Source organism: Variovorax nitratireducens, from assembly GCF_051216545.1.
Taxonomy (GTDB): Bacteria; Pseudomonadota; Gammaproteobacteria; order Burkholderiales; family Burkholderiaceae_C; genus Variovorax.
This window is the reverse complement of sequence record NZ_JBPJZO010000008.1, coordinates 172,118-185,460: the sequence shown is the minus strand read 5'-3', so window position 1 is coordinate 185,460 and position 13,343 is coordinate 172,118. Positions and strand designations below refer to the sequence as shown.

Annotated in this window: 13 protein-coding genes and 2 pseudogenes; 6 read left to right on the top strand and 9 right to left on the bottom strand. The window is 64.6% G+C overall.

The features are described from left to right. Positions 1 to 34: 34 nt before the first annotated feature. Entirely contained in the window at positions 35 to 1,186 is a 1,152-nt protein-coding gene (locus ACSFA8_RS19140) for a sensor histidine kinase (RefSeq protein ID WP_435481056.1), read from the top strand. A 168-nt stretch (positions 1,187 to 1,354) separates the two neighbouring features. Here the strand turns inward: ACSFA8_RS19140 and ACSFA8_RS19135 are convergent, their stop codons facing one another. Beyond that, positions 1,355 to 1,984: an ATP-dependent DNA ligase gene (locus ACSFA8_RS19135; protein ID WP_435481055.1), complete on the bottom strand. Its 630-nt coding sequence runs from the start codon at positions 1,982 to 1,984 to the stop codon at positions 1,355 to 1,357. Positions 1,985 to 2,277: 293 nt separating this feature from the next. Here ACSFA8_RS19135 and ACSFA8_RS19130 point away from each other — a divergent pair, with 293 nt between their 5' ends. After that, a complete protein-coding gene (locus ACSFA8_RS19130) occupies positions 2,278 to 2,571 on the top strand; it encodes a hypothetical protein (RefSeq protein ID WP_435481054.1) in 294 nt (97 codons plus the stop codon). A gap of 240 nt (positions 2,572 to 2,811) precedes the next feature. Here the strand turns inward: ACSFA8_RS19130 and ACSFA8_RS19125 are convergent. The 7 genes and pseudogenes from ACSFA8_RS19125 to ACSFA8_RS19095 form a co-directional block, all read right to left on the bottom strand. Next, positions 2,812 to 3,168 (bottom strand): annotated as a pseudogene (locus ACSFA8_RS19125) (SOS response-associated peptidase family protein); the annotation flags it as partial. 55 nt (positions 3,169 to 3,223) lie between these two features. Then, positions 3,224 to 5,182: a hypothetical protein gene (locus ACSFA8_RS19120; protein WP_435481053.1), complete on the bottom strand. Its 1,959-nt coding sequence runs from the start codon at positions 5,180 to 5,182 to the stop codon at positions 3,224 to 3,226. A 289-nt stretch (positions 5,183 to 5,471) separates the two neighbouring features. Next, positions 5,472 to 6,023, bottom strand: a complete 552-nt coding sequence (locus ACSFA8_RS19115; RefSeq protein ID WP_435481098.1) for a DUF2514 family protein — start codon at positions 6,021 to 6,023, stop codon at positions 5,472 to 5,474. After that, positions 6,023 to 6,595, bottom strand: a complete 573-nt coding sequence (locus ACSFA8_RS19110; RefSeq protein ID WP_435481052.1) for a glycoside hydrolase family 19 protein — start codon at positions 6,593 to 6,595, stop codon at positions 6,023 to 6,025. The genes ACSFA8_RS19115 and ACSFA8_RS19110 overlap by 1 nt, the downstream gene beginning before the upstream one ends. Then, on the bottom strand, positions 6,595 to 6,999 hold the full coding sequence (locus ACSFA8_RS19105; RefSeq protein ID WP_435481051.1) for a hypothetical protein: 405 nt from the start codon (positions 6,997 to 6,999) through the stop codon (positions 6,595 to 6,597). Before ACSFA8_RS19105 ends, ACSFA8_RS19110 begins: the two co-directional genes overlap by 1 nt. Beyond that, the gene (locus ACSFA8_RS19100; protein WP_435481099.1) at positions 6,921 to 7,520 is read right to left on the bottom strand and encodes a hypothetical protein; all 600 of its coding nucleotides are present in this window, start codon (positions 7,518 to 7,520) and stop codon (positions 6,921 to 6,923) included. The genes ACSFA8_RS19105 and ACSFA8_RS19100 overlap by 79 nt, the downstream gene beginning before the upstream one ends. Before the next feature lie 50 nt (positions 7,521 to 7,570). Next, positions 7,571 to 7,831 (bottom strand): annotated as a pseudogene (locus ACSFA8_RS19095) (integrase arm-type DNA-binding domain-containing protein); the annotation flags it as partial. 171 nt (positions 7,832 to 8,002) lie between these two features. Between ACSFA8_RS19095 and mutS the strand changes: the two are divergent. From mutS to ACSFA8_RS19080, 3 genes are all read left to right on the top strand, one after another. Continuing rightward, complete coding sequence (mutS, locus tag ACSFA8_RS19090) at positions 8,003 to 10,651, top strand: DNA mismatch repair protein MutS (protein WP_435481050.1); 2,649 nt, start codon at positions 8,003 to 8,005, stop codon at positions 10,649 to 10,651. Positions 10,652 to 10,726: 75 nt separating this feature from the next. Next, on the top strand, positions 10,727 to 11,554 hold the full coding sequence (locus tag ACSFA8_RS19085; RefSeq protein ID WP_435481049.1) for a proteasome-type protease: 828 nt from the start codon (positions 10,727 to 10,729) through the stop codon (positions 11,552 to 11,554). A 119-nt stretch (positions 11,555 to 11,673) separates the two neighbouring features. Beyond that, entirely contained in the window at positions 11,674 to 12,036 is a 363-nt protein-coding gene (locus ACSFA8_RS19080; protein ID WP_435481048.1) for an SPW repeat protein, read from the top strand. 37 nt (positions 12,037 to 12,073) lie between these two features. Here the strand turns inward: ACSFA8_RS19080 and ACSFA8_RS19075 are convergent, their stop codons facing one another. Next, positions 12,074 to 12,898 (bottom strand): undecaprenyl-diphosphate phosphatase, encoded by an 825-nt coding sequence (locus ACSFA8_RS19075; protein ID WP_435481047.1) that lies wholly within the window; start codon positions 12,896 to 12,898, stop codon positions 12,074 to 12,076. A 198-nt stretch (positions 12,899 to 13,096) separates the two neighbouring features. Between ACSFA8_RS19075 and ACSFA8_RS19070 the strand changes: the two genes are divergently transcribed. After that, positions 13,097 to 13,297 (top strand): hypothetical protein, encoded by a 201-nt coding sequence (locus ACSFA8_RS19070; protein ID WP_435481046.1) that lies wholly within the window; start codon positions 13,097 to 13,099, stop codon positions 13,295 to 13,297. Positions 13,298 to 13,343 lie beyond the last annotated feature (46 nt).

Genomic DNA, 13,343 nt, shown 5'->3' with positions numbered 1-13,343 from the left:
GGTACGCTGGCTTCCCCAATGAGGTGACCATCGTATGACCAAAGACGTACACCTACCCGGCCTGGGAGAGTTCATCGAGGGCAACTTAGAGCCGATCCTGCAAGAGTGGGAGACATTCGCCCGCTCCCTGATGCCGCTCGCCAATCTGGACAAGAAAGCCCTCCGCGACCACGCGGAAGAGATGCTTCGCGCAGTTGCCGAAGACATGCGCATGCCGCAATCGGAGCACGAGCGCGCCGAAAAGGCGCAGGGATTGCGGTTGGACAACATGCCGCATCTCACCCAGGCTGCCGAGGCGCACGCAGTCTCGCGGTTTGGCGACCAGTTCACGATGGATCAACTAGTGGCCGAGTTCCGTGCCATCCGGGCGAGCGTGCTCCACCAATGGGCCGTCCGAGGCGCTCAGACCAATGGAGCGCTGGAGGAGATGACTCGTTTCAACGAAGCCATTGATCAAGCACTCAGCATTTCGGTCACACGCTATACCGTGAAGCTCGACGAATCCCGCATCATGATCCTGGGCGTGCTGGCCCACGATCTGCGCGACCCTCTGAACGCGCTGTCGACCGGGTTGCACTACGTCCTGCGCAGCAATTCCACCGATACCAACACCACGAAGGTGGCAGCCCGGGCGCTGCACAGCGTTGGCCGCATGGATGGCCTGATCCGTGACCTGCTGGACTTCACACTGGTGCGCCTGGGCCCCGGGTTACCCGTGACGAGCGAGCCGGCGAATATGGCTCAGATTTGTGCCAGAACGATCGAGGAGGTTGAGGCGTCGCACCCCGGGTGCCGGCTGCGTAGCAGCACCGCCGGACTGGTGCATGGAGAGTGGGATCCGAAGCGGGTGTCGCAGATGCTCATCAACCTGCTCATCAACGCGCTTCACCACGGTGACCCGGACGGCGAAGTTAGCGTGACACTGAACGGCACGCAGACCGAGGTGCAACTCGACGTTCACAATGAAGGGCCTGCAATTCCCGAGGCCCAACGCGCGGCGCTCTTTCGGCCCCTCGCCAGCACCGCTTTGAAACACGGTGGCGTGTCCCAGTCGTCCGGCCTAGGGCTCGGCTTGTACATCGCATGCCAGATTGCAACGGCTCACGGCGGCAGCATCGCGGTGAAATCAACCGACGCCGAAGGTACAACCTTCACGATCCGTATGCCTCGGCACTTCAGACAGTAGCGCCGAAGTGGTCGCGCAACGGAGCTGCTGTAGTGCGCCTGACGGCCGTGTAGCCATCTCGGTGCAGGCGTCTGCACCAGGTTGACGTAGCTGAGTCCAGTGGCGAGCTCGATGGCATCGCGTTGAGCTGCGCACGCCGCCGAAAAGGACGCGTTGCGTAGTTGAGGCCTACAGTTCGATTGATATGTCCTTGCTCTTCGATCCGCGCTGGAAGCGTTGCAGCGGGATTGCGCCCTTGCGCTTCACCTTCACCCAGTCGCGAGTTCGCGAGCCCGGCGTGTAGATGCTGGCCATGCGCTTCGCAACCAGCCCCTCAAGCTCGAGCGTATGCACCGCGGTCTTGAACAGGTCTTCGCCGCCCTCCTCGAAGTGGCCGACCATCAGGATATTCGGTAGCGGTGGCGTCAGCAGATCGGCCAGCTTGGCCTTGCGCTCGAGGAGCGGCGCGGCTGTGATGTCCTGGCCCTTGTCGACAAGCAGATCGAACGCTGCATAAGTGACTGGGTCAGCACCCTCGTACCAGCGCCGGCGGCTCGCGCGATCCTGAAGCCTGTCGAAGTCACTGCGGCCCAGTTCGTCCAGCACACAGACCTCTCCATCGGTGACAAAGGGGCCGCCCTCAATCTCCTGCAGGCTGCGCCCGAGTTCGGGAAACCACCGCGTCGCGTCCGCACCGTTGCGCGTGCGCAGCTTCACCTTGCCGGAGCCGAACTCAGCCAACAGTCGGTAGCCGTCAAACTTGAGTTCGTATATCCAACCCGGTTCCCCGAAGTCGAAGGGCCGCTCGTCGAACAGCATCGGCTTGAGTTTTGGGAGGTACGACATAGCCCTACCGTCGCGACCGCACGGGAAATTTACTGTCAGAAGAATGCGCAACACGGCGCATGCATTCCCGACAGGCAAAGGTTCAAGTTCGCATCGGAAAAGGCGGCGAGCACCGGCGCCTGGAGGTCAGGCGTTTGTCCGACGACTGAGTGACGACATCGGCGTAGGGTGAATCTATCTTGAGGATGGTGACCCAAGGCTTGGCCATGAAGGCGTCCGGAACTCCTGAGCAACTGCAATCCCAACGCGTCCATGGGGCCCCCCGCATGAGAAAGAAGACCACGCCCCGAAGCCTCCGCATGGCTGAGTATTACCAGTTGTTGGAATTTCTGGCTGGTCGCCCGTTGCCGGTGGTGTGCGTTGGCGAGGAGGTCGTCGAACGGGTACTCGCGCTGCGCAGCGCGTTGCTGGTGGAAGCGCAGGTCGAAGCGCAGCCGGTGTTGCTACGTGCTGGGGAGCGGCGCATGGGGCGCGCTGTCGTGACTGCCATCACCACGGAGGGCCGGAACGCGCTTTCCAGGAACACCCGGTGGTCATTTCGAGCCCGACATGCCCGGTGACGGGCGCCCTGATGTCGCTGACAGGTATTACAAAATGTGTACAACCCGCTCGACAGCGCCGTCTTGGCACGCGACTATAGAGGGAAAGTTCTCCACCGGGACGGTGGACAACATTGTGGAAAAGCTTGTGCGTATCGCCGCGAATGCTTGGCAGGCGGGCCTCCCCGCTGCTGTGCCTCCAAAAGCGACACCGCTAAGCCGTTGAAGAGGCTGTCGCCGGGCGCGATGGCGACGGGCGAGTCAGCCCTCCACCCTCGCCATCGGCCTGGCATCGAACACCTCGACCGGCGTGAGCTTCAACAGCGCCTTCGCCTCGTCGATGGTGCCGGCGAGCCATAGGTCGACGTCGCCCCACTCGATCGGGATCACGCTGCGCTTGTCCTGCTGATCCGGGCCGAGCTTCGCGTCGGGCTTGTGCATACGCCGCATCAGCGGATGCGCGTCGGCGTTGAGCGTGAGCATCGTGTAGCTTTCGTGCACCTCGCCGGTCGTCTTGTCCGTCCAGATGTTCCACAGGCCGGCCAGGCCCCACGGCGCGCCGTCCGCTCGAGCGAATCGCCACCAGACGTTCTTGCCCGATTCCCAGTTCGGCTCGTTGCGGCGAAGCCGCCAGCAAAATAAGTGCTACTAGCGCTTTTTCGGTCGGCCAGCTTCAGGGCACGTTGCTGCCCAGCACCGCTCGTACTTTCCCAGGCACTGCCAACTTGCCCGAGTATTCGAAGTCAGCACGCCGGCCGCTGACTGCCGCTGGATAGCAGCGCGCGTTGGTCATGTTCGTACCAGGTTGGCACACCCCGAACTGCGGGTTGCCCTCGATCACGCCGTACTGGACGTTATGCACGGCACGGCCGGTGTAGTCCGCAATGGACATGACTGGAACGAACGATCCGTTCGCCTCGCTGTCATCAACCCCCACCGGATCAACCACGCGGCTGTCCTGGAACTCGCGCTCGATCTTTCCGGTGTAGAGGTTCACCCACTGCACTGAGCGGCGAGCGCGCGACACGACCAGTAATTTCTCGGAGAACTCGGTAGCACCCGCCACGTTGATCGTCGATCGGATATAGCCCAGATACACCGGATTGGCTCCCGTTCGAACCTTGAACCCGGTGTTCACGATCTGCGCGGCCGTTGGCGTCCATGAGGCCATCTCGTAGGTGTGGATCGTGCCTTCTTCGGTCGCGATCCATGCCCGGGGCTTCTGGCCTTGTGCGGCGTAGGGCGACCATAGGGTCATCCGCACCACGGTCGGCGGGTTGCTGAACGTGACCGTCTTGAGCACGATCGGGATCTGCTCGGGAGCCTCGATGAAGGTCAGCGGCCACTGGCCCGCGGCGTTGCCCTTCGTCTTGGTCTTGGCGTAGTTCGCCTCGGTGCCAAAGTACATCTTCCGGTAGTAGGCAAAGAGCGGCTTCAGGTCGATGAAGATTGCCTTGCGCTCCGACTTGCTGATCACGACCGCCACGCCCACCTTCGCGATGCCGCGCTCATGGGTGCCACCGTCCGCGAACCGAGCCCGGTCTGCTGCGTTGTCCAGGTTGAGTTTTTCCCGTTGAGGCTCCAAACCGCCATAGCCGTTGTACGGATGCACGCCGGTCGAGGCGAACACCCCGGTCGGAGCTTTCATGTCGGGCAGATCGAGGTAGCCGACCACCTTCGCAAATGCCCAGTTGCCCAGGTTCTGGAGGCCGGGGTACAACTGCTTCCAGTCGCCCCAGTAATCGTCCAGATTTTCCATGCCGTTGCGGGTGTAGCCGTTGGGCATGCCGGCGAGCGCGACGATGGCAAGGACACCCTTCACGTTCACCTTGTCCCAACACGTCACCAGCGCGAACTCGCTGGAGTTGGTGACGTAGATGTCGGTTGGCACCAGGCCCGACTTCAGACGATCGGCTGCCGCGTTCTGCGCGTTGTTCATGCCACGCGCGTTGGCAATCAAGCCGTCCGCAAAGACCACCATGCTTTGCATGTTCCAGCCCGGCCGGCCGAACGCATGGCTCATGGCTATCGGCTTGCGAGGATTCAACGGCCCGTGCCACGGTGCGGCGCTGCGCATGTTGCCGTCACGCTCACCCTCGGCATCGATCCACGAGATCTGCGGCGCCGTGGTGAAACTAGCATTTCCGCCTGCGGTCATCTGGAAGTTGTTCACGCCCGGGTGGTTCGCATCGTCCGCGTCGAAGATCGCGTTCGCCGTGTTCGAGTAGTAGTTGCCCGAGTCGTCGACGGCCGGACCGCCCTTCTCCCACGTCGTGCGGTCGGTCTCGCCAGCCGGGATCTGCTGCGCCTTGGTAAACCGGGTGTGCGCCGACTCTTTGTAGGTCGGCACACTTGCCAAAGTGGACGGCAGGCCCTTGAGGTAGGCCATGCCTTCGGCGGTGTGGAGCTTGTCCGCCATGGCCTTGTACCGATCGGACAGGACAGCCCCGGCGATGCTGGTGATGGCGTCGCCCTTCGGCATTGGGGTCGGGTCTGGAACCTGCACGCGCGGGTCGGGGATCACCGGGCCAAGGGAGTACACGGCTTTGCCAGGCGTCATGGGAGCGGGGTCGCCGCCGAAGAAGTCATTGCTTGCCGTGCCGCCAGAGAGAATCATCTTGGGCGCGCTCATTCGGCCAGGGATGCCGTACTGCACCATGGTCGGCCCGGCGACGATGAAGCTGCCGTGCTCGTCGGCGAGCTTGACGCCAGCGGCAGGGCCTTGCGGCAACTGCGGAGCGGGAGGAGGCGGCGGGACTGGTGCGGGCGGCGGGGGGACTGGCGCCGGTGGAGCGGGCACGGGCGCTTCCGTCTCCGCAAGGACTCGCACGAGCGTGGCGTCGAAAGTAGAAATCGCTTCGCGCATGGCGATGACGAGGGGACGGATTTCGGTCACTGTGGACTCCCGGTTTGAGGGTTGATCACTTCTCGGCTTCGGCAGCGGCCGGCCCTGGGGCAGGCTGTAATCGGTCGTAGCTCCGCTCGCAGGCTTGTGCTGCGATCCTGAGCCGGTCAGCAAATAGCCCGACTTCTGCCGCTCGGCTGTCTGATTCGCTGTACAGCTTGGCAAGCAACTCAATGGGATCGGAATCAGACTTGCTCGGGCTTCCGCTGGGAGTGCCGGAATCCTTGGTGGTGCCGCGAATGGCGGCGACATAGCGGGCAAGCTGGTCGCGCAGCCCGACAGCAGCAGCATCGGCAGTGCGAGCAGCAGCCATGGCGACCTGGGTTTGTTTACGAGCGGCATTGATGACCTCCTGCTTTTCTGCCTCGCGGCGGGATTCTTCGGCTCGAGCGGCTTGCTCGGCGACTTGGGCGGCCTGCGCGTAGGTGGCGCGGTCTGCTGCCAGGGATGCGCGTGCGGCTGCTTCGGATGCGCGCGCATTGCTCACGCGGACTTGCTGGAGCCCGATGATCGCCAGCAGTCCGGCGAAGGCCAGAGCGATCCAGACCTTCGGCGACATGAGCGCCATCACGAAAGCACCGCCACATTCTTCAGGAACTGCGCCGTGCGTTCGTCCAGGTGCATCAGAGCCTTTCCGTTGACCCGGAGCGTCATGCCGCGCATGTCTCCATCGTCGGCTGGTGCATTGCAGTTGGCGTCATCCCAGAACCAACCAGCCGTGAGCGCTGCGTGCTGCGGCTCAAGCACGAGGCTGGGCTGATTGATGTAGTCGAAGCCCAACGCATCGCCAGCGGCACGGTAGTTCTTCTCCCAAGTCAGCTGAATGAAGCCGCGGCCCCAGTACCCCTGATACAGGAGTTTGCCGAGTGCCTGCGGGTTACGTGCGAACGGTTCGGCGTCGGCAGCGCTCTTGAATGCGCGCGGGTAGATCTTGGCTAGGCGCGCGGCGTCCTTGTAGTACAGGCCCTCTTCCACCTTCGTGAGATTCATCGACTCGATTGCGATGGTAGCGAGGAATGCCGCCTGCCGCTTCGGCGTGTCGATGTGGAATCGATCCATTGCCGCGGTCAATGGCTGCGCGTAGACCTCCGCGTCCTGGAGCGTGGCGCCTGTGCACTTGGCGAGGGTTTGTGCGTCCATTACTTGCTCTCCAATGGAGCCCTGATAGAGGGCGGATCCTCGGCCGCACCGCCGCGCAACTTCTGGCGGGCGTTTGCGAGGGCGTCAGTGGCGAAACGGTCGACCACGCCGAGCCAGCGGCCACGGGAGGCGCCAGCCACGACGATGACAAGGATTCGGAAGTCTCGAGCGATGGCCGGGAGCGTGATGATGGTCACCGCGCCCGCGATGCTGTTGTAGCCCTGGATGGCGATGTAGGCGAAGCCGCTGCCGATCATGGCGACCACCAGATCCTTCATCAGCACCAGGCGGATGTTGCCGACGATCTCCTTCTCGCCGACCAGCGTCAGGATCGTCCGGCTAGCCCCGTCGAGCAGTCCGGCAGCCAGCGCGCACAGGAGCGATGCCCAGTCGTACTGCGCCACGGCACCGTCCACCAGAGGCCGTCAACCTCGTCGGTGATCTCGCTCGCATGCATGGCCAGGATCTCGGCGCCGCGCGCCGCGGTCCACAGGTAGAGCGTCAGCGCGTCATCGGCGAGTCTGGTGAAGTTCGGTAGCCAGCGGATTAGGGTGCCGAGCTCCGCGTCGGATAGCACGCGCTTCACCGCGCCGATATGCTTGCCTTGTGACACCCGCCCCTTACTGCGAAGCCGACCGCGCATGATCAGGCGCCACCAGTTTGGTGCGGTCTCCGGCAAGCGGCCGGCGTCGAGTGCGTAGTCCCACCCGGCACCGAGCTCCTGCCTCAGCAAGGCCGTTTGCACCGGCGTGCCCGCGCGCTTTTCGAGGAAGTCAATCGCCTGCGATCGCGTGAGTGCAGCCGCCTGCACGCTGGCCAGTTCGCCGAGCTGCTTGTCGAAGATGCGGCGCACCTCGGCTGCGCCCTTCGCCTTGCGGTGCACGTCGATGTGGCCCTGCGGATAGTCATCGACCAGGTTGCGCACCGATAGCCCTCGCGCGCCGGCGCCGTGATCGCCACGCGCGCCTGGCGCTTCTGCTGCGCGGGGTCGACGCCAGCGTCGCGCTGCGTTCTCAGCTGATCCCACGCCACCGCGGCCGCGGCCGGACTGGTGGCCGGCCACTGGCTGATCGCAATTTGCCGTATCCGGCCGTCGACAGGTGACTTGTAGCGATAGATCCAGCTGCGCCGGCTTTCACTCGCCACTAGGCGCAGGCCGGGGCAGCCGTCCAACATAATGTGCTCGCCGGGCTTCAGCAGCTTCGCCGCTCTGGCATCGAACCGTATGGATCTCACTCCTGGCGGCGTAGCTTTCTAGAAGCCCGTCCGCCGGGCCGGCGTAACTTTTCAAGGCTGAGGGCGAGAAAGCTACGCCGAAGCGCCAAGTGCAGGTCGGTTTAGGCAAGCGCCGAGAAGGCTAGGCGCAGCACGCACATTGACACTTTCTCAAATGGAATCAACGGGTTAATGAATAAAGCCCTGACAGATCAACAGCTTACGAAAGCCGCCGAACTCGGACATACCCCGATGATGGCGCAGTATCTCGGCCTCAAGGCCGACCACCCGGACACCTTGCTGTTCTACCGGATGGGCGATTTCTACGAGCTGTTCTGGGCCGATGCCGAGAAGGCCGCGCGCCTGCTCGACATTACGCTCACGCAGCGCGGCCAGTCGGCCGGGCAGCCCGTGGTGATGTGCGGCGTGCCGTTCCATGCGGTCGATACCTACCTGGGCCGGCTCATCAAGCTGGGCGAGTCGGTCGCGATCTGCGAGCAGGTCGGCGAAGTCGGCGCAAGCAAGGGGCCGGTCGAGCGCAAGGTGGTGCGCGTGGTAACGCCCGGCACGCTGACCGATGCCGAGTTGCTCAACGACCGCAGCGAGTCGCTGCTGCTCGCCGTGCATGCCGGCACGCGCAACTTCGTCGGGCTGGCCTGGCTCAGCGTGACCGGCGCGGATCTGCACCTGGCCGAGTGCCCGGCCGATGCGCTCGAAGCCTGGATCGGCCGGATCGCGCCGAGCGAGCTGCTCTACAGCGCAGAGGTCACGCCGGCTTTCGAAAACCGCCTGAAGACCGCACGCACGGCCTCGTCGCCGTTCACGCTGTCGATCCGGCCAGCCTGGCAGTTCGATGGCGGGCTGGGCGAGCGCAAGCTCAGCGAGCAGCTGGCCAGCGCCAGCCTCGCCGCCTGGAATGCCGAGGGCCTGGCCAACGCGCATGCCGCCGCCTCGGCCCTGCTCGGCTACGCCGAACACACGCAGGGCCGTGCGCTCACCCACCTGCAGCGGCTGGTGGTCGAGCGCGACGGCGAACTGATCGAGCTGCCGCCGACCACGCGCCGCAACCTCGAGCTGGTGCAAACGCTGCGGGGCGAGGATTCGCCCACGCTGTTCTCGCTGCTCGACACCTGCATGACCGGCATGGGCAGCCGCCTGCTCAAGCGCTGGCTGCTGGCGCCGCAGCGCGATCGCGGCGAAGCGCAGGCGCGGCTGGGCGCCATCGCGGCATTGCAGACCGCGCCGATCGGCAGCACCGCGCTGCCCTGGCGCGCGCTGCGCGAGCAGCTCAAGAACACCAGCGACGTCGAACGCATCGCGGCGCGCATCGCGCTGCGGCAGGTGCGGCCGCGCGAACTCGTGGCGTTGCGGCTGGCGCTGTCCAAATCGGAGCAGCTCGCGCCCGCCCTGCCGGCGTCTGCCGCATTGCTGGCCCGGGTTTCGAGCGACTTCGCGGCGCCGCCCGGCTGTGCCGAGCTGCTCGCCAGCGCGATCAAGGCCGACCCCTCGGCGCTGGTGCGCGACGGCGGCGTGATCGCGACCGGCCACGACGCCGATCTCGACGAGCTGCGCGCCATCAGCGACAACTGCGACGACTTCCTGCTCAAGCTCGAAATCCAGGAGCGCGAGCGCACCGGCATCGCCAACCTGCGCGTGCAGTTCAACCGCGTGCACGGTTTCTACATCGAGGTGACGCAAAGCGCGCTGGCCAAGGTGCCCGACAACTACCGCCGGCGCCAGACCCTGAAGAACGCCGAGCGCTTCATCACGCCCGAGCTGAAAACCTTCGAAGACAAGGCGCTGTCGGCACAGGATCGCGCACTGGCACGCGAGAAGTTCCTTTACGAGCAACTGCTCGATGCACTGCAAGCCCACGTGCCCGCGCTCACGCGGCTGGCCGGCGCGCTGGCCACGCTCGACGCGCTGTGCGCGCTGGCCGAGCGCGCCCACACGCTGAACTGGCGCGCGCCGACCTTCGTGGCGCACCCCTGCATCGAGATCCAGCAGGGCCGGCATCCGGTGGTGGAGGCGCGGCTGGCCGAGAAGTCGTCCGGAGGCTTCATTGCCAACGACACGCAGATGGGCCCGCAGCAGCGCATGCAGGTGATCACCGGCCCGAACATGGGCGGCAAGTCGACCTACATGCGCCAGGTGGCGATCGTCGTGCTGCTCGCCTCGATCGGTTCGTACGTGCCGGCTACCGCCTGCCGCCTCGGGCCGATCGACGCGATCCACACGCGCATCGGCGCGGCCGACGACCTGGCCAATGCGCAATCGACCTTCATGCTGGAGATGACCGAGGCCGCACAGATCCTGCACGGCGCGAGCGCGCAGTCGCTGGTGTTGATGGACGAGATCGGCCGAGGCACGAGTACTTTCGACGGTCTTGCGCTGGCCGCCGGCATCGCGGCACAGCTGCACGACCGCACCAAGGCCTTCACGCTGTTCGCCACGCACTACTTCGAACTCACCGAATTCCCGGCCACGCACCATGCGGCAGTCAACATGCACGTGAGCGCGACCGAATCCGGCCGCGACATCGTGTTCCTGCACGAGATGCAGCCCGGCCCGGCCAGCAAGAGCTACGGCATCCAGGTGGCACGGCTGGCCGGCATGCCGGCGGCCGTGGTCAACCACGCACGCCAGGCACTCGAGGCGCTGGAAGCGCAGCAGACGCAAACGCGCGCCCAGGTCGACCTGTTCGCGCCGCCGCCGGTGGCCGAAGCCCCCGCGAGCAGCGCCGTAGAATCCGCGCTGGCTGCGCTCGACCCCGATGCGATGAGCCCCAGGGAGGCGCTCGAAGCGCTCTACACACTTCAGAAACTGAACCTGCGGAAATGAAATCACTCGCGCAATGAGCCGGGCCGGCTTCTTGCATCGCGAAGTGTTCGGCACCGCAGAACCAGAACGAAATTCATGACTTATTGCGTAGGCATCAAACTCAACGCCGGCCTGGTGTTCCTGTCCGACTCCCGCACCAACGCCGGCGTCGATCACATCAGCACCTTCCGCAAGATGATCTGCTACGAGCAGCCGGGCGACCGCGTCATGGTGCTGCTGTCGGCCGGCAACCTGAGCATCTCGCAGTCGGTGCGCGAGATCCTGCAGATCGAAGAGCTGCGCGAAAGCGAAGACAGTGCACCCATGACGATCTGGAACGCAAAAAGCATGTTCGACGCCGCGCGCGTGCTCGGCTCGGCGGTGCGCCATGTGTACGACCGCGATGCCGAGGCGCTCAAGCATGCGGGCCTCGACTTCAACGTGTCCTTCATCTTCGGCGGGCAGGTCAAGGGCGAAGGCATGCGCCTGTTCCTGGTCTACTCGGCCGGCAACTTCATCGAGGCGACCACCGAAACGCCCTACTTCCAGGTCGGCGAATCGAAATACGGCAAGCCCGTGCTCGACCGCGTGCTGACGCCCGAAACGCCGCTCGACGAAGCCGCCAAGTGCGCGCTGGTGTCGATGGACTCGACCATGAAATCGAACCTCTCGGTCGGCCTGCCGCTCGACCTGGTGGTGTACGAGGCGAATCGCCTGCAGACCGACAAGGTGATCTGCATCGACGCCGAGAACCCCTACTACCGGATGATGCACAACAGCTGGGGCCAGAAGCTGCGCGAGGTGTTCGACAGCATCGAAGACCCGGTTTGGGACGACGCCGTTACCGAGCATCCGCTCAAGATGCCGGCAACGCGGCACAGCCCGCTGCGCAAGATCTCGACGCCCGAAGAAAAGCTGATTTGACCGGGGCAGCTGGCAACGGGCGCACCGGAACCAAGTCGCGCGCAATCCGGTCGAAAGCTTGTCGTCGGTGCGTTGCTTTTTCGACGGCAGAAAGTGTGTGTATGAAGCTACTCAAGCCAATGACGCCAGTCAAACACTGGCAAGACCCGGTAAACGTACTGCTGGCGCTGTGGTTGATCGCCTCGCCCTGGGCGCTCGGGTTCACCGGCGATACCGTCGCGATGGCGGCCACCGTGGTGATCGGCGTGGCGCTGGCCGCTGCGGCACTGGGCGCGACGCTGGTACCGCGTGCCTGGGAAGAGTGGACCGAAGCCGCGCTCGGGTTTGTGCTGATCGCATCGCCGGTGGTGCTCGGCTTCACCGCGACGCGCAACGCCATGCTCAGCGCTTTCGTGACGGGTGTGGTCGTCCTTGTACTGTCGCTCTGGGTGCTGTTCGTCGACAAGGACTACAAGAGCTGGATCGAAGGCCCCGCCCACTAGCGCCGTTTCGCCGGCGCCTGCGTCCCTCCGTCGCCGGCTATTCAGCCCAGACCACCAGCCCGCTCCAGGCGGTGGCCAGCACCACGATGCCGAACGCAATGCGGTACCAGGCGAACGGCACGAAATCGTGGGTGCTGATGTACCGGAGCAACCAGCGCACGCACAGCCATGCGCTGATGAAAGAAAACGCCAGGCCGACCGCGAACAGCGGTATGTCGGCCGCCGAGAGTAGCGCGCGCTCTTTGTAGAGGCTGTACACGCCCGCGCCGATCAAGGTCGGGATCGCGAGGAAAAACGAGAAATCGGTTGCGGCCTGGCGGCTCAGCCCGAGCAGCATGCCGCCGATGATGGTCGAGCCGCTGCGGCTGGTGCCGGGGATCATCGCAAAGCATTGCACCACGCCGACCTTGAGGGCGTCCCATGGCGTCATATCGTCGACATGCTCGATGCGCACAGAGCCCGGCGGCCGCCGCTCGGCCCACAGGATGATGAAGCCGCCCACGATGAAGGTGGTGGCGACCACCACTGGCGTGAACAGGTGCGCCTTGATCATCTTGCCGAACAGCAGGCCCAGCACCACCGCCGGCAGAAAGCCGATCAGGATGTTGAGCGCCAGGCGCCGCGCCTTCGGCTGGCGCGGCAGCGCGACCACGGTCGAGTGGATCTTCTGCCAATAGACCAGGATCACCGCGAAGATCGCGCCGGTCTGGATCGCGATGTCGAACACCTTGGCCTTGTCGTCGTCGAAGCCGAGCAGCGCGCCCGCCAGGATCAGATGCCCGGTCGACGAGATCGGCAAGAACTCCGTCAGGCCTTCGACGATGCCCATGATCGCGGCCTTGGCCAGCAAAACGATATCCACGCAATCTCCTTGAAAGTGCGCCGATTATCGCGAGCGGGCCGTTCAGGTGGCCGTCAGCCCGGTATGCCGGACCCTCGCCCCCCGGAAAGCCCATTTGTGTGAACTATTTCACAAGTTATACGGCCATCGGCGTGCTTGTGACGCATTGGGCAGGCGCGTAAGCTCGCGCCGCATTGACCACCCCCGGAAAAAAAGAAGATGTACACACTCATCCGAAACGCCGGTGTCAAGCGCGCACTGGTCGACGAGGCGGTGCCGCTTCTGCTCTCGTTCGGCGTGGCCGAAATGTTCTACAAGTTCCACAGCTTCATGCTTGAAACGGGTGCATTCCTGCTGACCTGGCTCGTGGTGAGCTGGGCCGGCAGCGCGATCAAGTCGCGCTTCATGCGCAACAGCTGAGCTGCCACCGACGCGAGCGGTGGGCTCTCGCGAAACAGTTGCCTGA